The sequence below is a fragment of the Anaerocolumna sp. AGMB13020 genome, from assembly GCF_033100115.1.
GTDB lineage: Bacteria > Bacillota > Clostridia > Lachnospirales > Lachnospiraceae > Anaerocolumna.
The window spans coordinates 4047748-4063789 of sequence record NZ_CP136910.1 but is presented as its reverse complement, the minus strand read 5'-3'; the positions used below and the strand labels follow the sequence as shown (position 1 = coordinate 4063789).

Here is a 16042-nt window from a genome sequence, read left to right as displayed (position 1 = left end):
AGCCATTATACAAAAAATGTGGAGGGTATAGTACGAAAGAAAGACTTCTTTCGTACAACTAATTAAGGAATAGCCAATACTAATTGGCAGTTCAGAAAAGAGGGTAAATGATGAAAAAGAAATTCAAAATTGCTATAAGCGCAATAACAGCTGCTGCTATGGTAATTACCACTGCTGCCTCCCTGTTACTTCCGTCAGTGGCATCTGCGAAGGTTGCAAGCGAAGCCTACACCTGGCAAAACGTTCAGATTGGCGGAGGCGGTTATGTAGATAATGTAATTTTCAATCCCGGAGAAAAAGATCTCATTTATGCAAGAACAGACATGGGTGGTGCATACCGCTGGAATCCAACAACGCAAAGATGGATTCCCTTAACGGATACCATCGGCTTTGATGACTGGAACAACTTAGGTTGCGACAGTCTGGCTGTGGACCCTGTAGATACCAACCGTGTATACATAGCAGCAGGTACCTATACCAACAATTGGACAATCTATAACGGAGCAATTCTACGTTCCACCGATAAAGGTGATACCTGGCAGGTAACGAACCTTCCCTTTAAGGTTGGTGCCAATATGATGGGTCGTTCCATGGGCGAACGTCTTGTTGTTGACCCTAACAGCAACAATGTCCTTTACATGGGCACCAGAAGCGGGAACGGCTTATGGAAAAGTATAGATTATGGTGTTACCTGGAGCCAAGTCACCACCTTTACAGAAGTAGGTAACTTTGCTCCCACAGATCTTGATCCTACTTATTATGACAATACACTTACCGGTGTAGTATGGGTAACCTTTGACCCACGCTCCAGCACTGCCGGATCCCCTTGCAAGACCATTTACGTAGGTGTTGCAAATAAGGCAAAAAGCGGTGAGGCTGCGAAAAATACGGTATTTTATACCACTAACGGTGGTCAGACCTGGAGTGCCGTAGCCGGACAACCCAAAGATGGTTATTTTCCTCATCACGGTGTCCTTTCCTCCGACGGAATGCTCTATATTCCATACAGTAACGGTGTAGGTCCTTATGATGGCACAAAAGGTGATGTATGGAAATACAATACCAATACTTCTGTTTGGAGTAAGATAAGTCCCGTTCCTTCGTCAAGCGAGGATAACTACTATGGCTATGGCGGATTATCTGTGGATGCACAGGATCCCGATACACTTATAGTAACGACATTGAATAGCTGGTGGCCGGATGCCAACATTTTCCGTTCTACAGATGGCGGCAGTACCTGGACAAGGTTCTGGGATTGGAATGGATATCCAGATCGTACGCTTCGTTATACCCAGGATATTTCAGTGTCTCCCTGGCTGACCTTTGGCAAGCAGCCAATTCCACCGGATGCCATTCCAAAGCTTGGCTGGATGATGGGAAATATTGCTATCGATCCTTTTAATTCTGACCGAATGATGTATGGAACCGGAGCTACGGTATATGGTGCTGATAATCTAACAGCAATCGATTCCGGTGGTAAAGTAAAGATCACTGTAAAATCCCTTGGAATCGAACAGACCGCCGTTCTTTCCCTGATTAGCCCTAACAGCGGCAAAGCTCACCTGGTCAGTGGTATAGGTGACGTTACCGGTTTCGTACACGATGATCTGACAAAGATACCCTCCCTGATGATGACCACACCGAATTTCGCTACGACTACAAGCATGGATTATGCAGAACTGAATCCAACGAAATTTGTGCGGGTTGGTAATACAGATGAGGGAACCAATCCCAGAATTGGTATCTCTTACGATAGTGGTTATAACTGGAGTGCTGGAACCAACAGCTGGTCCTCAAACAGCGGCGATAAAACAGAAGGTGGAAAGGTAGCCATGTCCGCTGACGGCAATACCATAGTATGGGCGCCTGCCGGTAAGACCCCTTCCTATTCCACCACTTCCGGAAGCTCCTGGACAGCCTGCACCGGCCTCCCTGTAAATGCTTTTGTTGGTTCAGACCGTGTAAATCCCAACAAGTTCTATGGTTATTCTGGCGGAAACTTTTATGTTAGTACCAATAAAGGTGCCAGTTTTACACTTACAGCAACCGGACTCCCTGATCCCTCCTCCAGTCCTTCTCCCGAAACAACACCTGTTAACTTTAAGGCTATGCCTGGTATTGAAGGTGATATCTGGCTTGCCGGCGGCAGTGAAGGTTATGAGTATGGTTTATGGCATTCCACAGACTCCGGTGCTACCTTTACAAGGATAAGCAGTGTAGACGAAGCAGATGTAGTCGGCTTTGGTAAAGCAGCACCCGGTGCAAACTACATGGCACTTTATATCACCGCAGAGATTGACGGAGTACGTGGTATTTACCGTTCAACGGATGTGGGAGCCAGCTGGGTAAGGATTAATGATGATAATCACCAATATGGTAGAATTAATATGTGCATTACCGGTGATCCGAGAATCTTCGGACGAGTTTATGTGGGAACCAATGGAAGAGGTATTGTATATGGTGATACCAATGTAACTCCTACTGTTACACCGACACCGACCACAACGCCTACTCCCACTACTACACCTACTCCGACGGTTACAGTTACACCTACCCCTACAACTACTCCAACGCCTACTCCTACAAATTCTGCTAGTATTTCACCTGTAACAGCTACATTTGATAAGAATACAACGAAGCAGGCGGATGTAACTGTTACAATTACTCCTAATGGGATTACTTTGAATGCTATTAAAAATGGTACAACTGTACTAACAGCTGGAACTGATTATACGGTATCCGGTAATACGGTTGTGATTAAGAAGGCTTATCTGGCAGGAAGGTCAGTTGGAACTACCAGTTTGACTTTTGATTTTAGTGCCGGTACTGATCCGGTTCTTAGTATTGTGATTTCAGATACGACAAATAGCGGCAGCAGCGGATTGACAGTTCAGATGTATAATAATGGACTTACTGCCAGTACACAGAGCATATCACCCCAACTCAAGCTGACAAACAGCGGCAGCAGTGCTATTAATCTGGCATCTGTAAAATTAAGATACTATTTCACTGATGACGGAGCAGCTGCACAAAGCTTCTGGTGTGACTGGTCATCTGTTGGTTCTGCTAATGTGACAGGCGCTTTTGTGGATATGGCTACTGTTAAAACTACAGCGGATTGTTATCTTGAGATAAGCTTTTCCAGTGGTGCCGGAAGTCTTGCGGCTGGGTCCAGTGCGTTTGTTCAGACTAGATTTTCTAAGAGTGATTGGAGTAATTATACACAGAGTAATGACTATTCCTTTAATTCCAGTGGTACGAGTTATGGGGATTGGAGTAAGGTTACGGCTTACTTGGATGGTAGTTTGGTTTGGGGGGTGGAGCCGTAGAGCGTACCTTTTCACTTTGATAGCCTAAATGGAGTGAGGTAGCTTCAAAAATCATTTGAAGCTACCTCACTTAACCTCTTAGTAATAATTACTTTAATCTGCTAATTTTCAGCATAAATCTTGGGTTTTAATGTTTAAATAATTTCTTAATCTTATTCCTAATTCCACCTTCATTTATTCTATTATTTAAATGAATAATTTGCTTAGTCATTTCATCAATTATCTTTTCTTGAATAATTTGTTGATTAATAAGATTATTAACAACTTCTTCATGCCGATTTATTGAAATTTCATGCTTATTCACTACTTTTTCATGTTTAATTAATGCTTCTTCATGCCGATTTACTACTTCTTCATGCTTTATTAATGCTTCTTCATGCCGATTTACTACTTCTTCATGCTTTATTAAAGATTCTTCATGTCGTACCAATGAATTTTGTAAGTAATAATTATGCAAATTATACTTTTTTGCATGGTCAGTAATATTACTCAACATATTATCATCCACAGTATAACTAACTTTTTTTCTTTCGACAAGTGCTGTCTTTAACCAATTATACGACTTATTAATTTCGTTATGTAATATTTCATCAACTTTATTATAATCGATATTATTTGTAAGCAATCGTTCTACATTATGCATACTATTAACCAATCTTTCTTTAAGACCTAACATAGTTAATAAGTCTACAAATCGAGCACTTCCCCTTTTTTCATTTTCAATAACTATAAATTGTTTCTTAAATATAATTGCAAAACACATACCATGAAAAGAATCTGTTATAACATATTTAGATGTGATAATATTCTTAAGCCAGTCTTCAGTATATGCATTTTTAATAATATTATTATCCCACTCATTTGTAATATTTTCTTTTAACGCATCAGAAATTATATTGTGTTCTATTTTTAACTTTATACTTATATAATTAATAATCTCTTGCTTTAGTTCTGAATTATCAAGTATATACACTCCAATAAACTCAAAAGGAGTTTTCATTTTTGATCTTTTCGCTAACTCTAAAAAGTAATTCTCTTCACACAAAAATACTGGATCTAATACCCTCTCTGCCATGAGATTAAATTTATCTTTACATAAATTCACTCCACTATATTCTCTTACTGAAATATAATCGAATTTATTCAGATGATAAGTAGCTTCTCTTTTATCATATTCGTTACCAGTCCACTCATCTTTGCCAAAAGAAGTCGCATATGATATTTTTTTTATATTGCTTTTCAAAAAGTCCAAGTAACATATTTTTCCAAAACATTCATATAACTCTCTATGCCATAATTGGTCAGACCCTATAACAACAGTTTCAAATCGATTATTAATATCCAACATATCATATTTTGTATTATATAAAGGGCATAAAGAGTATTTTGGATATGGATTAGTTTTAAATAAAATAGCAGATTCATTTGGTTTCCATTCTGCGTCTCGAGGTCTTTCTATCATTTGTACCTTAAAACCCATACTTGTTATAACTTGGTAGAGTGCATAGTAAGTTAACTCAGAACCATAGTTCTTTTCACTCCATATTCCAAGAATCCCGACATTAAACTTGTTTTCATCGTAATATTTTTCTGACTTTTTAAAGCTGTTCTTTTTTATAATATGGTAGTTTCTAACTTTTCTGTTATACGCATTTACTAAAACTGGCCAATTAAAATTATTTAATTTTAGTGATTCTTGTTCACAAATTATATATTTATTATAATTAGAACCACATTCATTTTTACTCTGCAGTTTATATTTCATGTAAATACCCTATTCTATAATTAATATTTTGTACTAATTAACTATTGTAAATACTGATAATGTCTTTTTGGTATTGTTTATTTGTAAATAGATTTAATTTCACTAATACTTTATCATCAGGTCTAGGATGAATAAAATTATCTAAGTTTCTAATTATTTCAACAAAACTTTTATCATCATATGGATCGAAGCAATAACCAAATTCGAAATAGTCAACTAATTCTTTCATCCCTCCTATATTTGAAACAATAGGAACTATGCCTAAACTTATTGCTTCAACAATTGATACCGGACTGTTTTCATACCAAACAGATGGTAATATTAAATACTTTGCATCAATTATTTCTTCATACAATTTTTCAGTACTTAAAAATTCATTCTTAAAAACAATCATCTTTCTATTTCTAGCATTATTCACTATTTTTCTTAATTCTCCAGATTGATCTCCATTTCCAATAATGAGCAATTGCATTGTTCCAGTACAAGAACTATCAAATAATTCAACTATTCTTAAAATGTTTTTTTCTTTGCTAATACGTCCAAAGTATACAATTTTATTTTCTTTTTTATTATAAGGTAATTGAAAATTATTTTTTATACAAGGATTGTATACGACTTCAACTTTATATTTATTATTAACTTTTAGCAACATATTCTTCATAAAATAGCTTGGTGCTACATGAATATCTATTAAATTACCCATAAAATACATTATTCTTTTTTTTTGTAAATACTTCAAAGTTGAACCAATATTGCTATTGTAGCAATTTTCTTTAATGATAGTTTTATCAAATTTACCAATACATTTTTCACATAATTTTGAAGTAGAGTAATTAAATAATGAATCGTTTGTACACAAAAAAGAAAATGTATGATGAGTCAATATTATTTTACACAAGGAACGTACTTTGTACTCACTAAAAGCTTTTAACATACTTGGAGAAAATGGTATATAGTCATGCATATGTATAATATCTGGTTTAAACCTCGTTAGACATTGCCGAACAATTCTGTAATTATATTCCATGTACATACTACCTATACCTTTTGAAAAAACTCCTTTTAAACTTCTGAAATCCTTAGCAATAAATATTTTTAAATTAAACATTTTTGTCGCGGAAGCATCACAAGTTAATATAGCTAACTCTATGTTTGAATCATTTACAAAACATTCAATATTATTTCTAGCTACGTGTTCTGCTCCTCCACCTGATAATTTTGAAATAACTATTAGTAATCTTTTAATTAAATCACCTACTTTTCTAATGTAATTTTATTTAATTCATTTGGAAAACCACAAATCTAAACTATCACATACCTCCAAAGCTCGGTTTATAACTTGGTCCATATTATAATATTTATAATCAGCAAGCCTACCACAAATAAAAATGTTATCAATTTTATCAAATAAACTTTTATACTTATTATATTTATTTTGATTATCTTCAGTAATAATTGGATAATATGGTTCTGAGGCGCCACCTAAATTATATTGAATCGGATACTCTACTGCAATTGTTGTTTTAATACTTTCTTGTTTCGGTAATTTATTATACTCTGTAATTCTTGTGAAACTCTTAGCCTGTGGATATGCAACTACTGGAGCCTTTTGATAACTTTTTATGTTTTCTGTTTTGTACTCAAAATACAAAGATCGATATGGTAATAACCCAAACTTATAATCGGATAACTCATCTAGAGCTCCTGTATAAACAACAGGGACTTTTAGCACAGTACCATCTCTTTTTATAACACTGTCTTTCAAATCAAATTCCAAATAGTCTTTTACATTAGTATTTAACTTGATTTCTATATTAGGATGATTTATAATGTCTTCAATAACATTTGTAAAGCCTCCAACAGGCATACATTGATATAAATCATCAAAGTACCCAGTGTTATAAGAAAAAAGAACTGGCACTCTTTTTAATACACTTATATCAATTTCGCTTGGTGATATCCCCCACTGCTTAGCAGTATATAAACTGTAGTCATTATCAAAAAGGAACTTTGCATACCCTCTTATGATTTCATCTTCACAATTAAGCATTTCAACTATTGTAGCTTTTTCAAGTCCATTATAATATTTACTAATTCTTTCTTTTAATAATTCTGCTTTATCTTTTTCATAGTAATCATCAATAGTCTTGAAGTTGAATGGCGAATTTGTATATTTACCATTCATGAAAACCATGCATTCTAGAAAATATTTTTCCCAGGTCCCAAATTGCTTTATATAATTGTAAACTCGTTCATTATTTGTATGAAAGATATGCGGTCCATACTGTTGTACAATTATCCCATTTTCATCTACTTTATCATACATGTTTCCAGCAATGTGATTCCTTTTATCTAATAGTAGTACTTTTTTATTTTTGTTTACTGCTAAGTGACGTGCTATTACTGCGCCAGAGAATCCGGCACCTACAACTATTGCTTCAATCATATTTATTCCCCTCATTTCTATTTTTCTTAAAATACTCTATTGTATTTACAATTCCCTGATAAAAAGTATATCTAGGTTTATAGTCAGTATCTTCTGTTAACAAAGTAATATCAACTATCGAATTGTCTACTTTAGTCGTTTTATACGGTAATTCACCAATCCCCATAGGAAGCGATGGATTAATTATATCTCTGATTATTTCAATGTACTTTGATAGTGGATATGAATTTCCTGTTCCTACTACATATGTTTTACCCCCTATTCCTTGCTGCCCTAATAAATATAAAGCAGCTATCAAATCATCAATATATAAATAATCCCACATTTGTTCTAGTTTCGTAAAAGAAGGCTTTTTATTACTTAAAAAAGTTTTTATAGCATACGTAATTATATTGTTATCTTCTCTTCCAGGTCCATAGATGCTTGGTATAAGGACCCATAGAAATTCTAAATTATTTTGCCTTGAATATAGATCACAAATAAAATGCACAGATGTTTTACATGCACTGTACATATCAGCTGGACACGGTAAGTTTCTTCCATTCACAGGTGTTTCTGCATAAGCGTATTCCGAAACCGAACCAGGATAAATTACTTTTGAACATTTTAACTTTTCTGCTAACTTTAGTGCTTCTAATGAGTGTGCTATATTTTGTGACTGTATTTCAAAATCATTTTTATAAGTGGAACTTACCCCTATCCAAGCTAAGTTATAAAATAAATCTGCATTAGTAGGAAGTTTACCTTCTAGTTCATTCAATTTATTAAGTTCAAATTCAATAATATTACTTCCATCCAACTCAAAATTCGACTTATTTTGCACAAGACAGTAAACATCCCAGTTTTCTTTAAGAAACATAATGGCAAGATGTGATCCTATAAAGCCATTTGCCCCCATTATAATTACTTTTTTCATATTATTGTCTCCTATTGGTTGCATATTATAATTATGACACTTAGTTTAACCTAAGTGTCATAATAGTAGTTAACTCTTTAAATATTCAGTTATCTGATCTTCCATAACTGCATTGACATCTTTATTAGAATAAAATACTTTGCTCCACTCAATTGTTTTTTTAACAGCATCTTCGATTCCCCATCGAGGTTTCCATTCCAATAATGTTTTTATTTTTGAGCAATCTAATTTCAGGAAATTAGCTTCATGTGGTGCATCCACTTCTGATATATCTCTCCACTTGGCATTTTCACCCCAACTTTCACAGAAAATATCTACAAGTTTTCCGGTAGTTATACAATCTTTATCTTCAGGCCCAACATTAAAGCTTCCTTGTATTACTTTATCTATATACTGAGCTTGGGCTAAAAATAGATAAGTACAAACAGGTTCTAGCACATGCTGGTATGGTCTTGTTGAATTTGGATTTCTTACAATAATCTCTTTATTTGATGCCACCGCCCTTATACAATCAGGAATAATTCTATCATTAGCAAAATCTCCACCTCCAATTACATTCCCTGCACGGCAAGTTGATAATGCAATGTTTTTATCTCTAAAAAAAGATTTTATATACGAACTAGTAATTAACTCAGAACAGGATTTTGAATTTGAATAAGGATCATATCCATTTAGCCTGTCAATTTCTCTGTATCCCCATTCCCATTCATTGTTTTCATAAACCTTATCAGTTGTTACATTAATAAATGACTTAACATTATTATTAAGACGTACTGATTCAAGAATATTAACAGTTCCTAAAACATTAGTTTCATAAGTATAAACGGGATTTATATAGGCTTCTCGTACAATCGGTTGAGCTGCCATATGTATTACTATATCAGGATTATATTTATCCATACAATTCTTAATAGCTTCTAAATCTCTTATATCACCAATTACCGAAGTTATTTGCTCTTCTATTTTTGCAATTTCAAATAAGCTTGGATTTGTAGGTGGTTTTAATGAATAACCAATAACACGAGCTCCATTCATTACTAGCACTTTACACATCCATGAACCCTTAAATCCTGTATGACCTGTTACTAGTACAGTTTTTCCTTTGTAAAATGATAAATCCATTATTTCCCCCACACTTTCCATGGTGCTTGACCATTTTCTAATAGTTCATCAAGATAATTTTTATCTCTTAGTGTATCCATACACTGCCAGAATCCGTGATGCATGTAGGCATTTAATTGTCCCTCTCTTGCTAATTTTTCTAATGGATATTTTTCAAATGATATTGTATCATTATCAATATAATCTATGACAGATGGTTCTAACACCATAAAACCACCATTTATCCATCCACCATCTTCTTTCGTTTTTTCAGCAAATCGATTGATGCTGTTATCCTCCGAAATATCCAAAGTACCAAATCTACCTCCTGGTTGAATCGCAGTAATTGTAGCCTTCTTACCATGCTCATTATGATATCGAACCAGTTCCTTTATATTAACATCACTTACTCCATCTCCATATGTTAACAAAAAAGGACTCTCTCCAATATATTCTTTTACTCTTTTGATACGACCTCCAGTCATTGTATTTAAACCAGTATCTATTAATGTTACCTTCCATGGTTCGGCAACATTATTATGTATTTCCATTCTATTATTATCTGTAAAATCAAAAGTAATATCCGAATTATGTAAATAATAGTCTGCAAAATACTCTTTTATTACATATCCTTTATAACCACAACATATAATAAATTCATTGTATCCATAGTAAGAATATAATTTCATTACATGCCATAAAATAGGCATTCCTCCTATTTCTATCATAGGTTTTGGTTTTAAATGTGACTCTTCACTAATTCTTGTACCATATCCTCCAGCTAATATCACTACCTTCATTTGTGTATTCTCCTTATAATTAGTATTTTTTTATTAAATTGTAAGATCGATAAATTAGTAAATATAAAAATTTATAAAACGGTTTATCATATTTGATATTCAAAAAATTACGTCTAATATCTGACATTTCCAAGTCATAATTTACCCTAGCTTGATACAGTAAATCAATTTGAATCCACCATTCACCCCAAAAATGAATTTTTAACTTATTTTTTATTGCCTTGCGAAGAAAGTAGCCGTTTTCAATAAATCCAATTCTCCATTTTTTTAATAGAGCTTCATTAAATCCTATCCCTCTCAAAGACAATTCTAGTGAAAAGATGTAGAACCCATATGTTAAAAGATAATTAATATGAAAAACTTGGTCACTAATTGGGAAAAATTGATCATCAAACCCACCTAACTCTATTACATTAGACTTCTTATACAATGTCCCAATAGGTGCATTATAACCACATTCAAAGTAATAATCTATTAACTTTAATTTATACAATTTACCTCTACCTAATTTTTTTCTAGATTTTCTTATTATAAGTAATATATTTTTAATAATACCTTTAACTTTATTTTTTTTGACTAGACTATTTTTTTTATTATAATTTAAATCCCAAGTATCAGTATGTAAAATCTCACTATCATGATTAAATAACTTGTATATAGTTCCCAAACCTTGTATATTTTTATTCAACGTTAATAGTTTAATAATTTCAACAAAATAATTCGGTTCCAGCAAATCATCATCATGCAACAAAACTATCCACTCAGATCGTGAAAGTTCAATTCCTCTATTCCAATTACCTACTTGTCCAATATTTTCCATGTTTTTATAATATCTTATTGGTAACTGTTTATAACTTTTTATTAGTAACTCTGTTTCACTCTCAAAATTATTGTCATTATCAATAACTAAAATTTCATAATTAATATTTTCAATGTTATTTTGATTTAAAACAGAATTAATTGACAACTTTAATGTATCCACTCTTTTATATGTAGGAATAACTACTGTAATAAAAGGATTTTTTTCACTCTTATAAGAAAGAATACATTCACTTTCTACCCCTTTATACTTTTGAAAATTATTTTTAGTCTTAAAAAAATCTGTTTTCGTATCAATCACACTAATCATCCTTTACAACATTTAACTCGATCTCATTTTTAAGTATATTTTATTGAATAGTTTTCTTCGTTTAGTATTAGCTGGATTTAGGAAAGAGTAAATTCGATAGCAATACTTCAAAATACTCCCCTTATAATCTATTCTTCTTTTCATATTGTGTGCTATATGCCACGCAGCTCCCGTATTCATACGGTAAAGTAATAATTCATAAAAATCTGTTTGTTTGGCTACTCTCCAAAATTCCTCAGCCATATCCTCTTCAGCATTATACCATGGTTTTAAATAACCAGCATAATGAATTATTTTAGGACTTTTTCTAGCCTCTAAATACTCATTATATAGGTTGAATGGTGCAAACTTAATAACATTATTAATCCTATATCTTGCACAGTCAGTCAACAAATTCCACTTCATATTCAAATATACAATACGATCATTACATTTGATATTTAAAATATCCTGATCCATATATTTATATATACCTTTTTGAGCAATTTCAAGTAGTTCTTTAACATTAAAAGATTTATTCATCTCTGTAATATTTAATAACAATACGCCAGCTTGAAAATAATTGTATGGCTTTTTCAACTTTAATGTTTTTTCACAATAGTTTTTTACTTTACCATTTTTTAAACTATATTGCCCTATAAAATCTGCATCATGAGTTGCAGCTAGAATTTTATTATCAATATTAGTATGATATAATTCTGCTAAATCTGCCTTTACTATAACATCTGAATCCATGTAAATAACTTTATCATAATGTTTCATTACATCTTGGATTAAAAATCTATAGTATGTTTCAATACCAACGTGTTCATTAGGTGATAAATCATATTCACTTACTTTACGTGTTACATCAAAAAAACGTATACTAATATTATTTCGATTTTCTTGTAATTTTAATATTTTACATTTGTTATCTTTGCTAATTTCCTTGTTAAAAATAATAATATCATAATTATTAAACTCAGTGGTACAATTAATAATTGACTTAAGACATACCCCAAGAACAGGAGCAAAAAGATCACTAGCTGCCAAAACAATAGGTACTTGATTACTCGTAAACTTTGGATCTATATTTTCTTCTACATCCGTATTATTTATTAAAGCTTTTTGTAATTCTATTGTTTTATATATACCCTCTTCTAACAAATATGTATAATATATACCAGCTAATCTTTCTCCTAGATGACCCATTGTTCGTAGTTTTTCTTCTGAAAAGTATTCTGTATCAATCAACTTTTCAACTTCCCCCAGTATATCAAACAACCATTCTGAGTATTTGCAAAAAACTTCTTTTTTCATAATAAACATATTACAGGAATATAAAATTTTTCCATTAGAATATTTTTTTGCAGCATTACTAAATTCAGGATACTTTTTATTTATAACTTCTATCATGCAATCAAAATGTTTAATGTCAAGTGAGTCAGCAGAATTATAATGTTCTCTGACTGATTTGCATTTTATAGTTTTTAAATCCCAACTTTTCGCAATTAAAACATCATATTTTTCAATTTTTCCCCTTACTGTTAGAGAATCGAGACAAAGTTCTTTAATTGCTTTCTCATTCAATGAATTATATACCACATTTCCCCAAACATCTTCAACCAATGGTTTCTCATTAAATGAAAAATAACGTCTGTAGTGACAGAAGCCATAATAATCTAAATCTTCATTTTTCCAAGCCCAATATTGTGTTGTAAGCTCACAGTATGATAATCTTTTAAGTGATATATTCTCTCCAGTATTATCTCCTTGTATTGTAGAAGCTACATTATCTTTATCTAAAGCTGCTCCACACCGAATCGGAACAAACAATGGATTCTCTAAACATACACTATTTTTATCTATTCTATGGGTTACAAATATTTTAATATTTTTCTTATCTCCACTCATACCGTTCCTCACTACCTTACTTAATTTTTATTATCATACGTTAAACAACACTTAAAATAGTAAGTACTGTTAATTACCCTTGCTCATATATTTCTCTAAAATATATTTCGAATCACCAATTTCAACCATATGTCCATTTTGTATCCATATTACTTTTTCACATATTTCTTTAACTTGATTTGGTGAATGTGAAACAAACAAAACTGTAGTCCCAAGATCTGTCATTTTCTTCATTCTATCATAACATTTTTGCTGAAATTCAAAATCACCGACAGATAAAATTTCATCAACAACCAAAATGTCAGGTATATTAGATGTAGCAATTGCAAATCCCAACCTTGCTATCATACCAGAAGAAAAATTCTTTATTGCCACTTTTTCAAACCTTTCCAATTCAGCAAACTTAATTATCTCATCGTATCTTTCTTTTATTTGCTGATCTGTATAACCTAATATAGCACCATTCAGATATATATTTTCTTCAGCAGATAAATTTGCATCAAATCCTGCACCTAACTCAATAAGTGGAGCAATAGACCCATTTACTTTTATTTTTCCTTTAGTCGGCTTCATTACTCCTGATATTAGTTTTAATAGAGTGCTTTTGCCGGAACCATTTAATCCAACAATTCCTATTTTTTCTCCTCTTTTAACCTCAAAACTTATATCTTTTAAAGCCCAAAATTCTTCATACATTAAGTTACCTTTCAGTAATTTAATAATATATTCTTTTAAACTGTCAATTCTTTCACCACATATATTAAACATCATAGATACTTTATCGACACTGATTATCACATTATTTTCATTCATCTTAAGCCTCATTTTCTATATATGCAAAATAAATTTATCTTGTGTTCTTTTTAATATTATTATACCTATTATTAAAGTTACCAGACCAAATAAAAAGCATATAATATTTTCTTTTAAATCAGGATAATATCCATCTAGTATTATAGCCCTAAAAAAAGTAACGTAATGGAACATAGGATTTAAATATATAAACTTTTTTATATTGTTTGGAACAATCTCAATAGAATAAAAAAGCGGAGTTAAATATGTCCATGCAGTTAAAAAAACACTATATAAATGACCAATATCTCTAAAAAACACATTAACAGAACATAATATAAGACTAAGACCTAATGTAAACATAAACAAATAAATAAAAGGAATCCATAGTGTAATTAGTAATATATAAAAATCTGCTTTAGTAAATATCATAACGATTAATAAGGCTATACAAGAAAATCCAAAATTCACCAAACTTGAAGCTACTTTTGAAATAGGAAATAAATACTTAGGTATATATATCTTCTTAATCAAAGACGAATTATCGATAATTGATGTTAAGGACTGAGTCGTAGCTTCAGAATTAAAATTAAATACAATATTACCAATCAAAACATATACTGGAAAGTTTGCTATACTCATTTTAAACAAATTAGAAAATACGATTGTTAAGATAATCATAGATAATAATGGATTAAGAACTGTCCATAATAAACCTAAAAAAGATCTTCTATATCGAACTTTTATATCTCGTGCAACTAATTTCTTCAATAAATTACCATATTTAATAAACGTTATTATTTGTGTTTTTAAATTCATATTAAATTTCCTTATCTTATTCGAACTTTCAGTGAGATTTGACTGAGTAATTAACAAAAATCAAATTCTATCTATATTTTTATACATTATCCCTTTATTAACTAGTGAAGCAAAGTTGTAGTTTATTGATATTAATAATCCATATAATTTACTAGAAGTTTTATAATTACTGAATATATATTTAATAATATTTTTTCTAACTATAGAAATCAGTAAATTAATCGTATCTATATCTTTAAAATTTTCATCCGCGATAGTTTTTAAAAAAGATATCGAATATCTAACAAGTCTATTATAAGCTACATTTGTTACAGACGGATATTCTTTTTTTAAAAAGTTTATCATATCAAAAGAAATTTCTAAAAAATCTAAGTTTTTATTACTAAAAGATTTATTTGTAATGCTTTTAGGATTTACTCGATAATAATATTTGGGAGTAGAATTGTATACTATTTTATTCGCTTTATGTATTAATTTATATGTAGTATCTAAATCTTCGTATATTTTTCCTTTAGGATACTTTATATTAATAAATAACTCTTTCTTATAAAGTTTATCCCATGCACTTGTATTAAACTTAGTTTCTGTTAGCATAACCTTTATTGCTTCTTCTGGCAAATAGACATGATTTCGTTTATGATTATTTGTTCTATTTATCTTATTTTTGTTATATGTTCCGCATATAGCAATATCTGCATTATTATCTAATGCAAGTTTTATTAAAAATTCAAACATATCTTCTTCAATGTAGTCATCACTATCGACAAAACCAATAAAATCTCCTTTAGCTAAATCCAATCCTATATTTCTAGCATTTGACAAGCCAGCATTTACTTGATGTATAACTTTAATACGATTGTCTTTTGTAGCATATTTATCACAAATTGAACCACTTCTGTCGTTGGAACCATCGTTAACTAATATAACTTCAATATTTTTATATGTCTGTTTGATAATACTATTTATACATTGTTCTAAATAATTCTCAACATTGAATACAGGAACAATAACACTTATATAATGCATGGCTTATTAGTATACTCCTTAATTTT

At 31.3% G+C, this 16042-nt stretch carries 12 protein-coding genes; 1 reads left to right on the top strand and 11 read right to left on the bottom strand.

Going from position 1 to position 16042, the window contains the following annotated elements:
- Positions 1-110 precede the first annotated feature (110 nt).
- Complete coding sequence (locus tag R2R35_RS16860) at positions 111-3329, top strand: X2-like carbohydrate binding domain-containing protein (protein WP_317730998.1); 3219 nt, start codon at positions 111-113, stop codon at positions 3327-3329.
- 127 nt (positions 3330-3456) lie between these two features.
- Here R2R35_RS16860 and R2R35_RS16855 read toward each other — a convergent pair whose 3' ends face one another.
- The 11 genes from R2R35_RS16855 to R2R35_RS16805 form a co-directional block, all read right to left on the bottom strand.
- Positions 3457-5094 carry a polysaccharide pyruvyl transferase family protein gene (locus R2R35_RS16855; RefSeq protein ID WP_317730997.1) on the bottom strand — a complete coding sequence of 546 codons (1638 nt, stop codon included), beginning with the start codon at positions 5092-5094 and terminating at the stop codon, positions 3457-3459.
- 37 nt (positions 5095-5131) lie between these two features.
- On the bottom strand, positions 5132-6319 hold the full coding sequence (locus R2R35_RS16850) for a glycosyltransferase (protein WP_317734806.1): 1188 nt from the start codon (positions 6317-6319) through the stop codon (positions 5132-5134).
- Positions 6320-6376: 57 nt separating this feature from the next.
- Positions 6377-7540 carry a UDP-galactopyranose mutase gene (gene glf, locus R2R35_RS16845; protein WP_317730996.1) on the bottom strand — a complete coding sequence of 388 codons (1164 nt, stop codon included), beginning with the start codon at positions 7538-7540 and terminating at the stop codon, positions 6377-6379.
- Positions 7533-8456, bottom strand: coding sequence for an NAD-dependent epimerase/dehydratase family protein (locus tag R2R35_RS16840; protein WP_317730995.1), 924 nt, complete (start codon positions 8454-8456; stop codon positions 7533-7535). The genes glf and R2R35_RS16840 overlap by 8 nt, the downstream gene beginning before the upstream one ends.
- 69 nt (positions 8457-8525) lie before the next feature.
- A complete protein-coding gene (gene rfbG / locus R2R35_RS16835) occupies positions 8526-9578 on the bottom strand; it encodes a CDP-glucose 4,6-dehydratase (protein WP_317730994.1) in 1053 nt (350 codons plus the stop codon).
- Positions 9578-10357: a glucose-1-phosphate cytidylyltransferase gene (gene rfbF / locus R2R35_RS16830; RefSeq protein ID WP_317730992.1), complete on the bottom strand. Its 780-nt coding sequence runs from the start codon at positions 10355-10357 to the stop codon at positions 9578-9580. The genes rfbG and rfbF overlap by 1 nt, the downstream gene beginning before the upstream one ends.
- A gap of 19 nt (positions 10358-10376) precedes the next feature.
- Entirely contained in the window at positions 10377-11477 is a 1101-nt protein-coding gene (locus tag R2R35_RS16825; RefSeq protein WP_317730991.1) for a glycosyltransferase family 2 protein, read from the bottom strand.
- A gap of 21 nt (positions 11478-11498) precedes the next feature.
- Entirely contained in the window at positions 11499-13379 is a 1881-nt protein-coding gene (locus R2R35_RS16820; RefSeq protein ID WP_317730990.1) for a DUF4422 domain-containing protein, read from the bottom strand.
- A gap of 69 nt (positions 13380-13448) precedes the next feature.
- Positions 13449-14192, bottom strand: a complete 744-nt coding sequence (locus tag R2R35_RS16815; protein ID WP_317730989.1) for an ABC transporter ATP-binding protein — start codon at positions 14190-14192, stop codon at positions 13449-13451.
- A gap of 15 nt (positions 14193-14207) precedes the next feature.
- Positions 14208-14990, bottom strand: coding sequence for an ABC transporter permease (locus R2R35_RS16810; RefSeq protein ID WP_317730988.1), 783 nt, complete (start codon positions 14988-14990; stop codon positions 14208-14210).
- A 60-nt stretch (positions 14991-15050) separates the two neighbouring features.
- A complete protein-coding gene (locus R2R35_RS16805) occupies positions 15051-16016 on the bottom strand; it encodes a glycosyltransferase (protein WP_317730987.1) in 966 nt (321 codons plus the stop codon).
- Positions 16017-16042 lie beyond the last annotated feature (26 nt).